This window comes from Bacillus sp. UNC125MFCrub1.1, from assembly GCF_000701305.1.
Taxonomy (GTDB): Bacteria; Bacillota; Bacilli; order Bacillales; family Bacillaceae; genus Bacillus; species Bacillus altitudinis.
In genome coordinates, this window is sequence record NZ_KL370769.1 from 368,057 (window position 1) to 382,634 (window position 14,578).

The window sequence follows — 14,578 nt, forward strand, 5'->3', positions numbered from 1 at the left end:
TTATTTTTTACAAAATATTTCATTTGTAAATTAGGTGTTTCGTATCTTCCAAATATTTATTCTAGCGATCTCTCTATGAAAAAAGAAAAACCGCCATTTTGGCGGTTTCAAGATTGTTGACGAAGGGCTAAAAAGTGATTTATTTTAGCCCTTTGTCTTCTTTTCAACATGATCAGCTCCATACATCTTTTACATATCTGTTGTCATTGGCTAGAGATGTCAGCCATTGTTCAGCTGTTTCTTTCGCACACTGTTTCTCAGTCTGATACAGTTCAATAAGTGTTGCCTCGACATCTGGTGCCATGACCTTTCCATCCCCGCAAATATACAGGTAGGCGCCTTTGTCGAGCAATTCAATGAGCTTGGCTCCATCATTTTTAATGAAGTGCTGGACATACACTTTTTGCTCCTCGTAGCGAGAGTAAGCACGGTGGATGGTGACGACTCCTTTTTCTTGTGCAAGCTGCATTTCGTCATAATACAGATCATCTTCATGCGGGTGGCGGCAGCCAAAATAAAGATGGGCTTCACCTAACGACTTCCCTTCATTTTGCCATGCTTCCCTTGCCTGAATGAACCCTCTAAACGGGGCGATACCTGTTCCTGGTCCAATCATGATCATTGGTATTTCAGGAGAAGGCGGCAATTCGAACCCTGCTTGAGCTTCATGGAGGAAGCAGGCCACTTCATCTCCTTCTTGCAGTCCGCATAAATAGTTTGATGCGACGCCTGCGTATTCACCGCGTCCGCTCCATGATTTTCCTTTCACAACAGCTACTGTGATACTAAGCCTCTTTTCATCCACCTTTGGCGAACTGGAGATCGAGTAATAACGAGGCTTCAATCCTGGTAAAAGGGCTAAGAAATGATCAAATGGCAGTTCACATGCTTCGTATTGTTCTAGTAAATCCAGCATGGTCACACGCTTCTTTAATACAGCTTCTTGATAAATGTCTCCCGCCATTTGTTCAAGTTCAATACGATGAGGTGGGCATACCGTATATTTTGCAAGATCTCTTAGCTGAGTACGTGTCACAGGCTCTTGCAACTCTACATGTGACCCCAACAATTCTTCGACTTGAATTGGCTGATTTAATGGTAAATGACTTGCTTCTTTTTCCGAAGAGAGTATCATGTGCTGCTTGGGATCCAGCTTAAAACGATCGGTCACTCGCTGAACGAGTGTTGCACTATTTTTTGGCACGATTCCGATATGATCTCCTTCTTTATAATGCTTGCCTTCAGGTAATTGAAGTTCGATATGCCTTGTTTGGCGGGTACTTTTTTCAGATTGTAATTCTTGATTTTTCAATACAACAGCTGAAAAGGCACCGTATGTTTTAGCTACAGGACGTTCCACTAGCTCATTCGTATATACAATGGATAGGTTTGGCTTTTCTTGGCGTTTCTCCTGCAAGGTTAAATTGAATTCTTTTGCAAGCTCATCGAAGACTGTCTTCTGGAATGTTTCTTTATCTTCATCCATATCACCGCCCGCATCGCCTTCACCAATATCCGTTACACGCTTCGCCCCTTTTCTTTCAAGTGCTTCATCAATCAGACGAGGAATACGCTGATACGTGCTCGCCCAATTTCGATCCCCGCACCCAAAGACTGCAAATGTCACGTTTGATAGATCCTGCTCCTCATCCTGCGTCACCCAATCCACAAACTGTTTCGCATGGTCAGGCGGATGACCATTGTATGAAGCCGTTACAATTAAAACTGCGCCTGACTCTGGTAACTTTCGAGTATAATCATCAAGCGGTGCCGTTGTCACGTCAAACCCTTTTGCTTTTCCGTCTTCAGCAAATTCGTTTGCCATCTGCTTTGCTGTGCCCAGATTTGATCCGTACAAGACCAATAGCGGTGTTCCATGACTCGCTATTTTTGCTTCAGCAGATGCCGTGCTTTTTGTTGGTTCTTCTTTCGGAGGCGCCATAAAGAATTGCTGCTTTCTTGGCCGTACTTTGATTTTAAAATCATTCGGCTTAATCGTCAGGGATTCTTTTAAATCCAGTTCATACGACGTATGGTCAATCAGTTCAAGGTTGTGCAGAACCATCGCCAGAACCATCGTGGCTTCATGAAGGGCAAATTGCATCCCAATACATGCACGCTGGCCATTTCCGAATGGTTTATAGGCATGCTGTGGAATCTTTTCAGGATGCATAAAACGTTCAGGCTTGAATTCTTCTGCATCCTCCCCCCAAACCGCTTGATCCCGATGTATTTTAGGAAGTAGCACACTGACACTTTGGTTTTTTTTGATCGGATATTTCCCTCCAATGACTGTATCCTCTTTCGCATAAAGAGAGAACGTAGGCGCCGTCGGCCAGAGGCGAAGTGCTTCATTTAAGACCATACGCGTATAACTTAGTTTTTGAACCTGCTTAAATGTCGGCAGTCCGCCTTGTAGCACGTCGTCTGCTTCTTGTACGGCTTTTTTTAATTTGTCTGGATTCTTTAGTAAAAAATAAATCGCAAATGACAACAATCCACTTGTTGTTTCATGACCTGCTATTAAGAAGGTAATGATTTGATAACGGATATTTTCATCTGACAGGCGTTCACCTGTTTCAGGATCCTTTGCATGTAGCATGAGAGAAAGTAAATCATTGCCCGTTTTATCTTGTTTTTTCCGTTCTTGAATAATGTCATCTACTAATTGCTTCATAAATTCAACATCTTGTTCAAATTCTTTTCTTCTTTTGATCATTAATTTATCTGCGACCGGCAATCTACTTGCTTGATCCATCGCTTCATTTAAGCCATTCAGCATGCTTTCAATAAATGGATGCTGATTTTCTTTGTAAAAGCTGTTAAATCGAAAATCAAAACCGCATAGCCCGATCGTATCTAAAGTGAGCTTTGTCATATCCTCTGCTACTTCAATTTCTTCATCACGGCCCGTTCTTTGCCATTTTTGTACAAGCTGTGTGGCAATATCGAGCATCATCTCATGATAGCCTTTCATGGCCTGCTGGCTAAACGCCGGCATCAAGATGTGATGAGCCTTTCTCCAATTCGGCTCTTCTGTCCAACTTGTAAATAACCCATCCCCTGAAAATGTTCTCACTTTATTGAGACTGCTTCCAATGAATTTATCAAAACGCCTCTCATCAAATACTTCTTTGGCAAGTTCATGGCTGGAAACAAAAATACTTGTTGCTTTTGAAAATTCAAACTGAAAGATCGGCCCTAATTCATCTGCCAGCCGCCAAAAGGTTTGAGAAAGCTCTCCTTTTTTGATATGAGGAATATTTTTTAAAGGTCCGTATGTTTTTGGTTTTGGAATGATTGATATTTGTTGCATGTGCCCACTCCCTTTATTTCTTTATGATGCAACGCTAATGGCACGCCATAAGCATTGCTCAATATCTTCTAAAAATTCAATCGTTGGTTCAATTTCCTCTGCTAGAATCTGTTTATGAAGCTGAACGAACGCTCCAAATACAATGGATAAAATTGTTCTCCCTGAAAGATTTGGATGAATTCCATCCTTTTTGCCTTCTTCAAAAATATGAAATAGCTCATTTAATAGCTGCTGCATCTTCTCTTTACTTTTCTCATCTAAATAGTGTGAGCGTTTGTCAATTTCTAAGAAGTACAGACCACTTGGATTCTCTTTTGTAAAGAGCACTAAGCAATAAAAGACATGTTTGAAATAAGCCCTAATGCTTGCTTTAGGGTCTGGACTGTTTGTATTCACCTTGTCGATAAATGCAGTCAGGCTTCGCTGGTATAAAATGTTCACAAGAGCCTCTTTACTATCAAAATAACGATAAATGGTTCCTGCTCCAACATTGGCTCTTTTCGAAATCATCGGCATCGTTGTACCGTCAAAACCCCGTTCAATAAATAAGTCCAGAGAAGCCTTCATAATCTGCTCCTGTTTATCAGTAGTTGCTGCGGGCATTTCATCCTCTCCTTTCGTTTTATCAGGAATGAATGTTCATTCCGCTTGATGTATATTATATTAATATTTTAAATTCTTCTATTTATACTTAAACATACTTATTTTTCTCCGTCACTACATTTTCTGAAAATAATAATAATTGAGAAATGATACCTAGATAGATGACATCCAAACGACTTATAAATATTGGCAGTTCTGTGACGCGCGGGTGTCGTCTGAACTATATGTTCATTCTTGGTCAATTGGAGAATGGATGTGATCGTCATATGTATCAATATATAAACTGCCATTACTTGAACGAACCGCATAAACAATGTCTTTTAAAGACAGCTGCCTTTTTTGAATTTCTTCATAGATCCACTGCTCCGTTAATTGGTTTTCATGAAGGTTTTTCAAAATGAGCTTTCCGTCCATAATGACTTCAATGGGCATGTAACGCTCTGCCTGCATCCACAGGTTAAGATCTTTTCGCGTGACATAATCAAATGAAGGGTATTTTTTCACTGACATATGCCCATCTGTTTCAATCATTGCAAATTCAACTTCACTAATGTCAAACACATTCTTTTCTCTGAGCTGTTGATTTAAATAATCAAGTGTATACCTCATTCCTTTCATATTCTCTTCAAGGATTTTGCCATTTTGAATCACAAGCGTTGGTTTACCGGCCATAAAACCTCTCACCTTCCGGCTTCTTAAAGCAAGTAAAGAAATCACATAAATAATGATCACAAGTGTCACAAAAGAAATGGTTGTGTGATGAAGCGGAAGCGTAGTATTAAACGCCAAGTTCGCCGCAATTGAACCTAGACTGATCGCCGCAATGAAATCAAAAATATTCATTTGTGCAATGGTTTGCTTTCCAAGAAGACGGGCACCGCCGAATAAAATAGCAAAAGCAAATATGGTTCGAAGAATGACTTCAATGTGATCTGGCATTTCAGCTTCCACCTTTCGATTTCATGAAAAAAAGCCTTTTCTTTAGAAAAGACTCTTTGTTAGACTATGCATTTATTCCGTCATTATTCAAATGGGCCGCTTCTGTTTGCTCAAATTGTGAACGCAGCTCAATGATTGAGCTGTTTCTCACGTTTACTGGATCTTGCTCGAGTAGCCATGTATAAAATCTTGCTTGCTCTGCTGTTTGCAAAGCCTGCATATATTTTTGGGTGGAGCGCTTATCTGCAACCCGCTGTTTAATGGATCGCATTTGCTTCCAAAATTGATAATAAGGAAGCTTTAACTTGGTCATAAAGCCGCTGTTATCCTCAATGACATAACCTTCTTCTTTGATTGTGTCATCATGTGATACAGATTGATACCATTTGTAGAAAGAGGTCCAATCATGAAACACTGCCACTTGCTGTTTGCACCGCATGCCAAGCTGTTCACTGAGCCTTTTCACTTCAGCAAATGGTTCTTTTTCATAGCTCAGCTGACGCTTCACGATATCAAGTAAAATGAGTTGATCATGATCATATGTGATAATATGCGGGTCTTTCTCTGGCAAAATGACTTCAAATACAAGGGATACATGGTTGTCGCGTACGTATGATTTGATGTAATCGACCTGCACATCGTCAAAGGTCGCATAAAATAGCTCTTCGACCCAAGCAGCATGCTGATTTTGCTTCACATGTGACGTATACGATTTGGACGTAAACACCAGTTCATCTTTTATGTCGTTAAACCCAACCGTGCCTAAGTATCCATTTGCTTTATCATAGACCGTCACAGGAAATTGAAGATGATTCACTAAATGCTGCATTCTTGTTTCAGGACGTTCATCAATATTAAAGAACTTATTATAACTTCTAGACACAATCTGCTTTGAAGTCATATTGATAAACAACCCTCTTGCTTTGACATTTATTTCATCCCATTGTCTTTCACTAAATGCTTTTTTGGTGAAATTAAAAGATGAAATATCGTGTGGCAGCTTTAATTCCTGTACATATTCATGCTGATCTAAATGGGCTAAAAAATCATCCAGCGTCACATTGGGCTGAACAAAGACCGGTTGCTTGTTTTCAGAAGCTCTATAGACAGGATTGTCAATTTCATGTGTCTCAATCCCGCTTGCTGTGATTTTTAACACACGTAGCTGTCCGCCAAATTCAACCTGACCTTCGAGATTATAAGATCTTTCCGCCGCTTGAATAGGCAGTCTATATAAATTGCGATGACCGTGAATTTGAATGATATCTAATCCAGAAGTATTTTGCACAAATAAGTGGTCAATGTCATCTGAATATTCACCTACTCCGTGAATAAGCTGCTGCGTTGAGACATGCAGAAGCTCTTCTGGCAAATGGGCAAGCCCACCATGGGTGACAAGAAATGTCTGACCATGATACGTAAAATAGGTGAGCTGATGAAATGTTCTGACAAACTTCCTTAATTCTTTTAGGTCAAAACCTGCTTCCGCAATTTCAGGCGCAGTATGACGGTTAAACATATTACTTCTCACTTTTTCTTCATGTGCATATTTGTAAAGATGCTGATCATGATTTCCTTCAATGACGATCACATTGCGGCATTCTCTATGTGCCAGCATCCATTCTAAAACTTCCTTGTTTTCTATTCCTCTATCAAGCAAATCACCTGCAAAGATATAAAGCTCGTTTTCTTTCAAGTCTCCTTGCAAATAAGTATTTAGAGCTGTGTAACAGCCGTGAATATCACCGAAGACGTGAATGGCTTCATACTGATCAAAAGACCTGGGCTGATACGTCATAATGACTGGATATTCCTCAGGCGTCAAAACGGTTACCCATGAAGGCACCTTCTCTGTCTTTAACCGTTCATTCATTTGATATAACACAGATTCCTTCACTACTTTGTGCGGCTCTCGACCGCGATTTTGCAGCAGGGCTGTTTCAAGAGGCACTTGCGTAAAATCGACGACATACACTCTATAGCGGTATGAAGTAGCTAATGATTTATACTGCGAAATGGACTTACTTGTGACATGTGTTGCATCAATGACAGTAAAGTCTCCTCGTTCCATTCGGGCTGTGAGGAGTTCAAATAATAAAGACCAGACTTTATGATCATGTTTGCTTGAAATTTCCGGTTTCCCATTGACTGATAACTGCGGAGGCTGGGTTAACAGACGGATCTGATCCGCTGATAATGTATATGGTTCTAAGCCTTGTTCTTTGATCCAAGTTGATTTACCTGCACCTGGGAGACCTCGTAAAAGGACTAAAGTTCTCATAATGGTTCTCCTTTAATGAGTGATATTTTACCTATTATAGATAAATTATGGATAAATCTCAATCTTTTATTGATTATGGTAATATATAGATATAAGGAGGGTTACACATGCCTAATGAAGCGAATACTGCATTCAACATTGGGGATATCGTATTTCAAGTATTTTCTCTTCTATTCATTGCATTGATCGTGACCATCGTTGTCATCGCGATTCGAATGATAAGAAGAAAACAAGTGGAATTGAAGAAAGTCGAGGCTAGATTAAACAAAGTAATTGAAAAAAATCATTTAAAAGAGTAAAAAAATCCGGGAGTTAACCGGATTTTTTTGTTTTCATCACGATCCCTTGTCGCTGCTGCATCAAAAAGAAAAAGACACCTAAAAGGACAAGAAGACCACCGAACATTTGCAGCAGCGTGACTTTCTCTCCAAGCAGTAAAACAGCGAGTATCGTTGCCCCAACAGGTTCTCCTAGAATACTCATTGAAATAGTTGTCGCATTCACATAGGTTAACAGCCAGTTGTTAATGACATGGGACATGGTAGGGATAATGGCGAGCAGTAAAAAAATCCCCCATTCTTTACCCGAATAGCCTACAAAAGGCGTTTGCTGTATAAGGTTAAATAAAATTAAAAAAAGGCCGGCAAAACCAAATACACAAAAACTATAAATCCAATGAGATATCTTTCTCACAGCTTGTTGACCGATTAATAAATAACAAACAACAGCGATTACACTGAAAAAGGATAAAATGTCTCCTATAATGGCGTCTTGGCTATGTCCGATATCCCCCCATCCGATCATGAGCGCACCAACAATCGCCGCACACATTGTGAAAATGGCTGACTTCGTTGTTTGTTCACGAAAAATGAGAAATCCGCCTAATAATGACACCATCGGCTGAAGTGCAATGATGATTGTAGAGCTCGCCACTGTGGTGAGCTTCAATGAGCCGAACCACAAAACAAAATGGAGCCCTAAAAAGAAACCTGACATACATAAGAAAAACCAGTCTCTCCGCTTTAACGAGACAAACTCTTTTTGACGCGGCAGAATAAACGGAAGCATCAAAACCGCCGCAAATATCATTCGATACATACTTAAAATAGCAGCAGGCGCACTTGACCACTTCACAATAATGGCCGAAAACGAAATCGCAATGATGGAGATCACAAGCGGCACCGCAATCGACTTCTTTGGAGCATTTGTCTTCATTTCCATTAGCAGCTTCCTTTACATCAGCAGTAGATGAGCTTCTCATCTTGTATGACGTCATCTTACTATGACCATTCGCCTAGAGGCAAGATGAATTTTAAGAATGTTTACATAAAAAAAGCTTTCTTCACGAAAGCCCCAGATTGTTGACAAAGGGCTAAAATGAACTTGATTTTAGCCCTTTGTCTTCTTTTCAGCGTGATAGAAAACCTTTGCAGTCCTAGGAAGGATGAGCATCGGCGCGGAGCGAATTTAACATTCGTGAGCACCGAAGCGCAGGACTGACACCGAATGCGAGGGTTTGCCTACACGCTGAAGCTTTCTTCACGAAAGCCCTCATTCATCATCTATTAATACATACACAGCCCGCACCGGCCCATGAACACCAACGACTAAATTCATTTCAATATCGGCAGAATTACTTGGACCTGATATAAAATGAATGGCGCCTTTCGTCTGCTCTCCTTCTTCTACTAGGCGATGAAGAGCTGAAACAGCATGAATCATCCGCGGGACAATTGTGCTTTTTTCAATACATACGATATACATCATCGGTAAAAAATGAAGTGCTCTCCCTTGACCTTGATGGGAGGAAAGAACAACGGTTCCGGATTCTGCAAGTGTGTAATCGCTGAATACCACTGCATATTTCGCTTGTTCTGCCCGCCTTATATTTTCTTCTCTTAATGTATCTGCATTCCAGCTAGTGACTGAGATTCCTTCTTTCCGCAAGGCTTGAAACATAGGATGACATTCATATTGTGCAAAACGTCTATCGCTCGAAGTCATCACAGGACCTTCTCCATACTCTTTCATCAATAATCGTAACGTTGAGGGTGCTTCTTTTGGCGTTGTTTCTACCACTTTCGTATGAATTTGCTGACATTGCACCTTCAATTGCTCTACCAATTCTTCTTTCGACAGACCTTCATTTGTTTCCCAATTGACTCGATGCTTCCAAACCGGACGCCGAATAGATGCAGGCTTGGAGGAGCTTTTGCCTAATTGTTGCTGGATATGTGCTAAAAATGGATCCCGATGAGAAATGGTTCCTTTCATTGTCGCTCCTCCTTTTGTTTCTTTTTAAACCAATCCCGAAACCTTTCTTTGCTTGGCGCTGGGAGGTCACGAATTTCTGTCCAATTCTTTAAAGGACCCGCACCTTTTGAAATCTGTCCGTTTGAAGCCATACGTTTCAAGAGCACAGGGGCTGCTTTTGTTCCAAATCGATACATTCTAGGAGTGGATGCGCCCATTCCGAACATTTTCATTGCCATCATTTCCGCTTTAGGCGCTCTCCCCTCTTTTTCAACGATGACTTGTCGATGTTTGATTAATAATTCGTGAAGTGGAATTTTCACTGGACAAGCATCTGTACAGGCTGCGCACAAACTTGAGGCGAAAGGAAGCTCTTGGTAGTCGTCATATCCTCCAAGTAGCGGCGAAAGAACAGCACCAATCGGACCCGGGTAAATTGATCCGTACGAATGACCGCCAACATGCCGATAAACGGGGCACACATTGATACAGGCTGCACACCGAATACATTGCAAAACTGGCTGAAATTCCGTCCCTAATATATTTGACCGTCCGTTATCCACAATGACCAAATGAAACTCTTCTGGTCCATCGACCTCTCCTTCTCCTTTTGGTCCCACGACAGAGATATAGCTTGTTAACTTTTGACCGACTGCGCTTCTGCACAATAGACCGACAAGGACATCGAGCTCCTCCATCGTTGGTACAAGCCGCTCCATCCCCATGACTGCGATATGTGTCTTTGGAATAGACGTGACAAGATCCGCATTCCCTTCATTCGTCACAAGACAAATCGATCCTGTGTCAGCCACAGCAAAGTTACAGCCCGTCACACCAATATCTGCTTCAAGAAATTTTTCTCGTAACAAAGCTCTTACAAATTTGGTCATTTCTTCAGGAGTCTCTGACATATCATATCCAAGCTTTTCGTGAAAAACTTCCCGTATTTGTTCTTTCGTCATATGAAGGGCTGGTGCCACGATATGTGAAGGTGGTTCATGGTCATCAACTTGAAGAATATATTCTCCAAGATCGCTTTCAACTACCTCGCAGCCAATCTCTTCTAGCGCTTGATTCATTTCAATTTCTTCTGTGACCATTGATTTTGATTTCACGATCTTTTTTGCTGCTTTTTTTTGTGCTACATCTTGAATGTACGCTGATGCCTCTTCCTTTGTTTTTGCAAAAAACACATGACCTCCACGTCTACTCACGCTCTCACTTAATTGATATAAATAGTCATCAAGATGGGCCAGTGTATGCTGCCTGATGTCCTCTCCAAGTTCACGCCACCTTTCCCAGTTTCCAAGCTCTTCACTTGCAGTCATCCGCCTTTTATACAGACGCTCCTGTGCCGAAGAAACAGCTCCTCTCATCACAGCGTCTTCTAATCCTTCGCCGATCCGCTCTTTAAAAGCCTTCTCTCCAATTTTCATACTCATGTGCCGTTCCCCCTCTTAGCTTCAGCGGCTATTCAACACTTCTGCGATATGCATCACTTTAACTGGCTTATGAAGACGATTCAGTCTTCCTCCGATATTGAGCAGACATCCACAATCAGCACCAATGATATATTCAGCGCCTGTCTCCTCTATGCTTTGTACTTTTTCATCGACCATCTGCTCAGAAATGGGTGTCATTTTGATTGAAAAAGCTCCTCCAAATCCGCAGCAATTTTCAGCGCGAGGCAATGGTTCCATCACCAAATCTTTGACATTTGACAACAGTGTGAGAGGCGCTTCCTTAATTCTAAGCAGTCTCGTCATATGGCAGGAGGTATGATAGGTGGCTTTTCCTTTCAAACTCGCACCTACATCTGTTACATGTAATATATCAACAATAAATTCCGTTAATTCATATGTTTTCTCAGCAAGTGCCTGAGCACGGGCGAACCACGCTCGGTCTTCTTTAAAAAGGTGCGGATATTCTAAAAACATGGCCTTACAAGAACCTGATGGTGTGACGACATATTCAGCTGATTCAAAGGCTTTCATCATATTTTTGGCCGCTTTGATTGTTTCTTTTGTATAGCCGCTGTTAAAGGCGGGCTGCCCGCAGCACACTTGTGCTTCAGGTAATTCCACTTCAACACCAAGCCGCTCTAACACCTCAACAGTCGCCTTTCCTACATGTGGCTGCATCGTGTCAATGATACAGGTGACAAATAAACTGACTCTCATCGGCGAACTTCCTTTCTTTTGCTGCACCTTGATTTATGTCCGGTCATCTGATGACTGAATAATGGACCTTCATTTCATTTTAATCCCAAATTTCTGAAATTTCAACGAACGGATTTGTCTAAAATTTGGACATCATGCTTGTGTGATACATGAAAAAACGCCCTTTTTACAGGGCGTTTGAGAACATTCATGTTTTTATTTCTTCATACTACCGAAGGAAGTGTCGTCTTTCACACAAACCGCCTTCACTTCATGATTTTCTTTATGTGATGAATTCGTTTTTCAAAAGAAGGATGACTTTCACGCCATTCAGATTTTCTTCCGTCATCTCCATCTTCTTCAATCAAATGACTTAATTTTATCAAAGTATTGAGATATAGAGTTTGATTCTCAAGATGGTGAACAGCAAAGCGATCCGCCTGAATCTCAAATAAGCGACTCATTTTCTTTGGCAACCACTCCGTCATAAATATCATGATCAATAACCCTGCTGGGAACAACAAAATATATTGCCACCAACCATTGGCAAGCATCACCTGTCTGGCATAGTACATACTGATTCCCATAAGTAAGGTGACAATCACAGTGAGGTAAATGGTGAAATGCGCATGTTTTAATTTTACATGTCCCATTTCGTGGAATAAGATCGCACGAATTTCCTCTCTATCAAACTTATCTAATAACCCTTCCGTCACATATAGATTGACTTTTCTTCTAAATGGAAGTTGAAATGAATATATCCAGGCATTCACATCATGTTGTGAGTCTTTTTTCACCCATATATTTACCTTTTGGTTCGTTTTATGCTCAATATCTTTGCAAATATTTATGAATTCGTCCGTCCGTAAGATTTCATACTTATTTATCATTTTTTGAATGAATGAGTAACCCATAATAAATAAGATGACTAGGGCGAAATACCAAGCACAAAATAGAAAAAGATGATCCATAACCTTCGCTTGAAACGCCAAAGGCATGACTAAATAAGAGCCGAAATATATCAAGGATAATGTGATAGCACCAAATAAAACGGCTTGCTCCCTAACGTTCAGGAAGAATGAATTCCCTAAAGTGTCTTCATTTTCTCCTACTACATCAGAAGAATCTTTTGTCACATACTCAAATGAATAAGCTGTCAATAAGACTGACAGGAAACTAGGCACAAGTATAGAGAGAATCATACTCAACACATAAGATCCTGTAACAGATAGCACGTATCCCATTAAGAAATAATAATTTAATCCCAAGGGAAGAAAAATGGCTAGAACAAAGGGAATGAATAATGTGAATAGGTTTTTCATCGATTCGTGAAGGTTAAAAAGGAAAAATAACAAAGCGGGCAAAAGAATTCCCATTAAAGTCATGAATGTAACAAATGTAATGCTATGCTTAAAGTTTGTGTTGATCTTAGTTGTTTCTGTTAGATTCGTTAGATTGTATGTAGAAAAGAAGGGATTTTGCGTTACCTGTTCCATCATGATCGTATCATCATGGATAGGTACAAAACCTTTTCTTAGAAAAACCAATGCCTTATCATTCATTATTTTGTCTGTTTCAATCATACTGATTCCATTCGCAGATGGGATCTGTGTGAGATTTATGTTCTTTCCACTTAATTGAAGGGATGCTTCTGAAGGGCCATTGAAAGAACCGTCTTGATAGGTTAATAAAACGTCACCCTGATATAGCGAATGAGCGACGAATACTTTTGGGTTGCTTTCTTTGTTCGAATCAAGTAAAACAAATGGTGAAACAACGGCTGAACGAAAACCGAGTTCAATCATAATGACGATGATTGTGATCATACTGGCAGTCAAATAAGAGAGAAAGGCTTTGCGTAACATGTCATCACATCCTGCTATTTAATAGGATTAAAACAAAATGAATATCTTGAATAATGTATTTCATAATAAAGTAAGCGTCATTCATTTGTTGGAATCATCTCATAAAATTCTAACATCTACATACAAGAATATGTACGACAAAATGGACATTACACCTATATTTTCAAAATAACGGATCAACAAGGATAGAAAAAACGCCCTTTTACAGGGCGTTTTTAATTGTTTAGTTTGACATCATTTCTCGTATTCTATCTTCAATAGGTGTTAAAGAACGGCCTAATAGTTTTTCGAAATCATGGCTTTCGACTGCTAATGCCCCATCGCGAATTCCGCTTTGCATCGCTTTGACAAATGGAACAGCTTCTTTCGGTACACCATTTGACGCTAAAAATTCTCCAAATGTATCTACATCCATGTGCTCTACTTTGATTTCTTTCCCGCTCACTTTGCTGACCATTTGTGCAAGTTCAGTGTGTGTGCGAAGCGGTCCTGACAATTCATAGATTTCCTGATCATGTGCCGGCAGTGTTAACGCATTTGCTGCTGCTTCTGCATAGTCATTTCTTGTTGCCCAGCCGACTTTACCTTCACCAATTGGGCTGATAAACGGCGCTCCGTTCACTGATGCCAGAATCGTATCTTTTTCATTTTCCACATACCAATTGTTTCTTAGAAAAACATGAGGTATGCCAGAGGCCAAAATCGCTTCTTCTGTTTTTGCATGGTCATGTGCTAGGTTAAGCTGACTTTCTCTTGCATTGACAACACTTGTATAAGCAATAAATGACACATTCGCTGCTTTCGCTGCTTGGATGGCATTGATATGCTGCTTCACGCGGTCTCCATCCCCAGACGAAATGATCAAAAGGCGATCAATCCCTTGAAACGCTGATTGAAGTGTATCCGGCTGTGTGAAGTCTCCCTTGCGCACATCCACCCCAGCTTCCTTTAGATGGACTGCTTTTTGCGGATCTCGAACACTGACCGCCAATTGTTCAGCTGGTACTTTTGCGAGCAAATGTTTGACGACGAGCGATCCAAGTTGTCCTGTTGCACCTGTCACTAATAATGTCATTGATTTGACCTCCTCATTTTTCGTTCAACGGTGATGTTTCATGTATGAAGCAGCTGGTTTCTTGCATCAGATCATTCGTTATAATCA

At 40.5% G+C, this 14,578-nt stretch carries 11 protein-coding genes; 1 reads left to right on the top strand and 10 read right to left on the bottom strand.

Annotated features, from left to right (window positions below):
* Positions 1 to 172: 172 nt before the first annotated feature.
* The 4 genes from N521_RS14680 to N521_RS14695 all read right to left on the bottom strand — a co-directional run bounded on the left by N521_RS14680 (position 173) and on the right by N521_RS14695 (position 7,139).
* Positions 173 to 3,316 carry a bifunctional cytochrome P450/NADPH--P450 reductase gene (locus tag N521_RS14680; RefSeq protein WP_035391941.1) on the bottom strand — a complete coding sequence of 1,048 codons (3,144 nt, stop codon included), beginning with the start codon at positions 3,314 to 3,316 and terminating at the stop codon, positions 173 to 175.
* Positions 3,317 to 3,337: 21 nt separating this feature from the next.
* Positions 3,338 to 3,919, bottom strand: a complete 582-nt coding sequence (locus N521_RS14685; protein ID WP_017359589.1) for a TetR/AcrR family transcriptional regulator — start codon at positions 3,917 to 3,919, stop codon at positions 3,338 to 3,340.
* 228 nt (positions 3,920 to 4,147) lie between these two features.
* On the bottom strand, positions 4,148 to 4,858 hold the full coding sequence (locus N521_RS14690; protein ID WP_017359590.1) for a DUF421 domain-containing protein: 711 nt from the start codon (positions 4,856 to 4,858) through the stop codon (positions 4,148 to 4,150).
* Between the two features lie 64 nt (positions 4,859 to 4,922).
* The gene (locus N521_RS14695) at positions 4,923 to 7,139 is read right to left on the bottom strand and encodes an RNA ligase (protein ID WP_035391944.1); all 2,217 of its coding nucleotides are present in this window, start codon (positions 7,137 to 7,139) and stop codon (positions 4,923 to 4,925) included.
* A 107-nt stretch (positions 7,140 to 7,246) separates the two neighbouring features.
* On the opposite strand from N521_RS14695, the gene N521_RS14700 reads away from it, so the two are divergent.
* Complete coding sequence (locus N521_RS14700; RefSeq protein WP_035391946.1) at positions 7,247 to 7,438, top strand: hypothetical protein; 192 nt, start codon at positions 7,247 to 7,249, stop codon at positions 7,436 to 7,438.
* A gap of 13 nt (positions 7,439 to 7,451) precedes the next feature.
* Here N521_RS14700 and N521_RS14705 read toward each other — a convergent pair whose 3' ends face one another.
* The 6 genes from N521_RS14705 to N521_RS14730 form a co-directional block, all read right to left on the bottom strand.
* Positions 7,452 to 8,360, bottom strand: a complete 909-nt coding sequence (locus tag N521_RS14705; protein ID WP_035391948.1) for a DMT family transporter — start codon at positions 8,358 to 8,360, stop codon at positions 7,452 to 7,454.
* A 330-nt stretch (positions 8,361 to 8,690) separates the two neighbouring features.
* The gene (locus N521_RS14710; RefSeq protein ID WP_035391949.1) at positions 8,691 to 9,413 is read right to left on the bottom strand and encodes a LutC/YkgG family protein; all 723 of its coding nucleotides are present in this window, start codon (positions 9,411 to 9,413) and stop codon (positions 8,691 to 8,693) included.
* On the bottom strand, positions 9,410 to 10,834 hold the full coding sequence (locus N521_RS14715) for a LutB/LldF family L-lactate oxidation iron-sulfur protein (RefSeq protein ID WP_008343938.1): 1,425 nt from the start codon (positions 10,832 to 10,834) through the stop codon (positions 9,410 to 9,412). The genes N521_RS14710 and N521_RS14715 overlap by 4 nt, the downstream gene beginning before the upstream one ends.
* Before the next feature lie 21 nt (positions 10,835 to 10,855).
* Positions 10,856 to 11,572, bottom strand: a complete 717-nt coding sequence (locus N521_RS14720) for a (Fe-S)-binding protein (protein WP_035391950.1) — start codon at positions 11,570 to 11,572, stop codon at positions 10,856 to 10,858.
* Between the two features lie 245 nt (positions 11,573 to 11,817).
* A complete protein-coding gene (locus N521_RS14725) occupies positions 11,818 to 13,356 on the bottom strand; it encodes a M48 family metallopeptidase (RefSeq protein ID WP_223255620.1) in 1,539 nt (512 codons plus the stop codon).
* Positions 13,357 to 13,639: 283 nt separating this feature from the next.
* On the bottom strand, positions 13,640 to 14,491 hold the full coding sequence (locus tag N521_RS14730; protein WP_008343941.1) for an SDR family oxidoreductase: 852 nt from the start codon (positions 14,489 to 14,491) through the stop codon (positions 13,640 to 13,642).
* Positions 14,492 to 14,578 lie beyond the last annotated feature (87 nt).

Bases quoted from the DNA above. Each gene is read 5' to 3' on its own strand.
- N521_RS14715 (WP_008343938.1), bottom strand. From the start codon at position 10,834: ATGAGTATGAAAATTGGAGAGAAGGCTTTTAAAGAGCGGATCGGCGAA.
- N521_RS14700 (WP_035391946.1), top strand. From the start codon at position 7,247: ATGCCTAATGAAGCGAATACTGCATTCAACATTGGGGATATCGTATTT.
- N521_RS14710 (WP_035391949.1), bottom strand. From the start codon at position 9,413: ATGAAAGGAACCATTTCTCATCGGGATCCATTTTTAGCACATATCCAG.
- N521_RS14690 (WP_017359590.1), bottom strand. From the start codon at position 4,858: ATGCCAGATCACATTGAAGTCATTCTTCGAACCATATTTGCTTTTGCT.
- N521_RS14725 (WP_223255620.1), bottom strand. From the start codon at position 13,356: ATGATTGAACTCGGTTTTCGTTCAGCCGTTGTTTCACCATTTGTTTTA.
- N521_RS14685 (WP_017359589.1), bottom strand. From the start codon at position 3,919: ATGCCCGCAGCAACTACTGATAAACAGGAGCAGATTATGAAGGCTTCT.
- N521_RS14730 (WP_008343941.1), bottom strand. From the start codon at position 14,491: ATGACATTATTAGTGACAGGTGCAACAGGACAACTTGGATCGCTCGTC.
- N521_RS14705 (WP_035391948.1), bottom strand. From the start codon at position 8,360: ATGGAAATGAAGACAAATGCTCCAAAGAAGTCGATTGCGGTGCCGCTT.
- N521_RS14680 (WP_035391941.1), bottom strand. From the start codon at position 3,316: ATGCAACAAATATCAATCATTCCAAAACCAAAAACATACGGACCTTTA.
- N521_RS14720 (WP_035391950.1), bottom strand. From the start codon at position 11,572: ATGAGAGTCAGTTTATTTGTCACCTGTATCATTGACACGATGCAGCCA.
- N521_RS14695 (WP_035391944.1), bottom strand. From the start codon at position 7,139: ATGAGAACTTTAGTCCTTTTACGAGGTCTCCCAGGTGCAGGTAAATCA.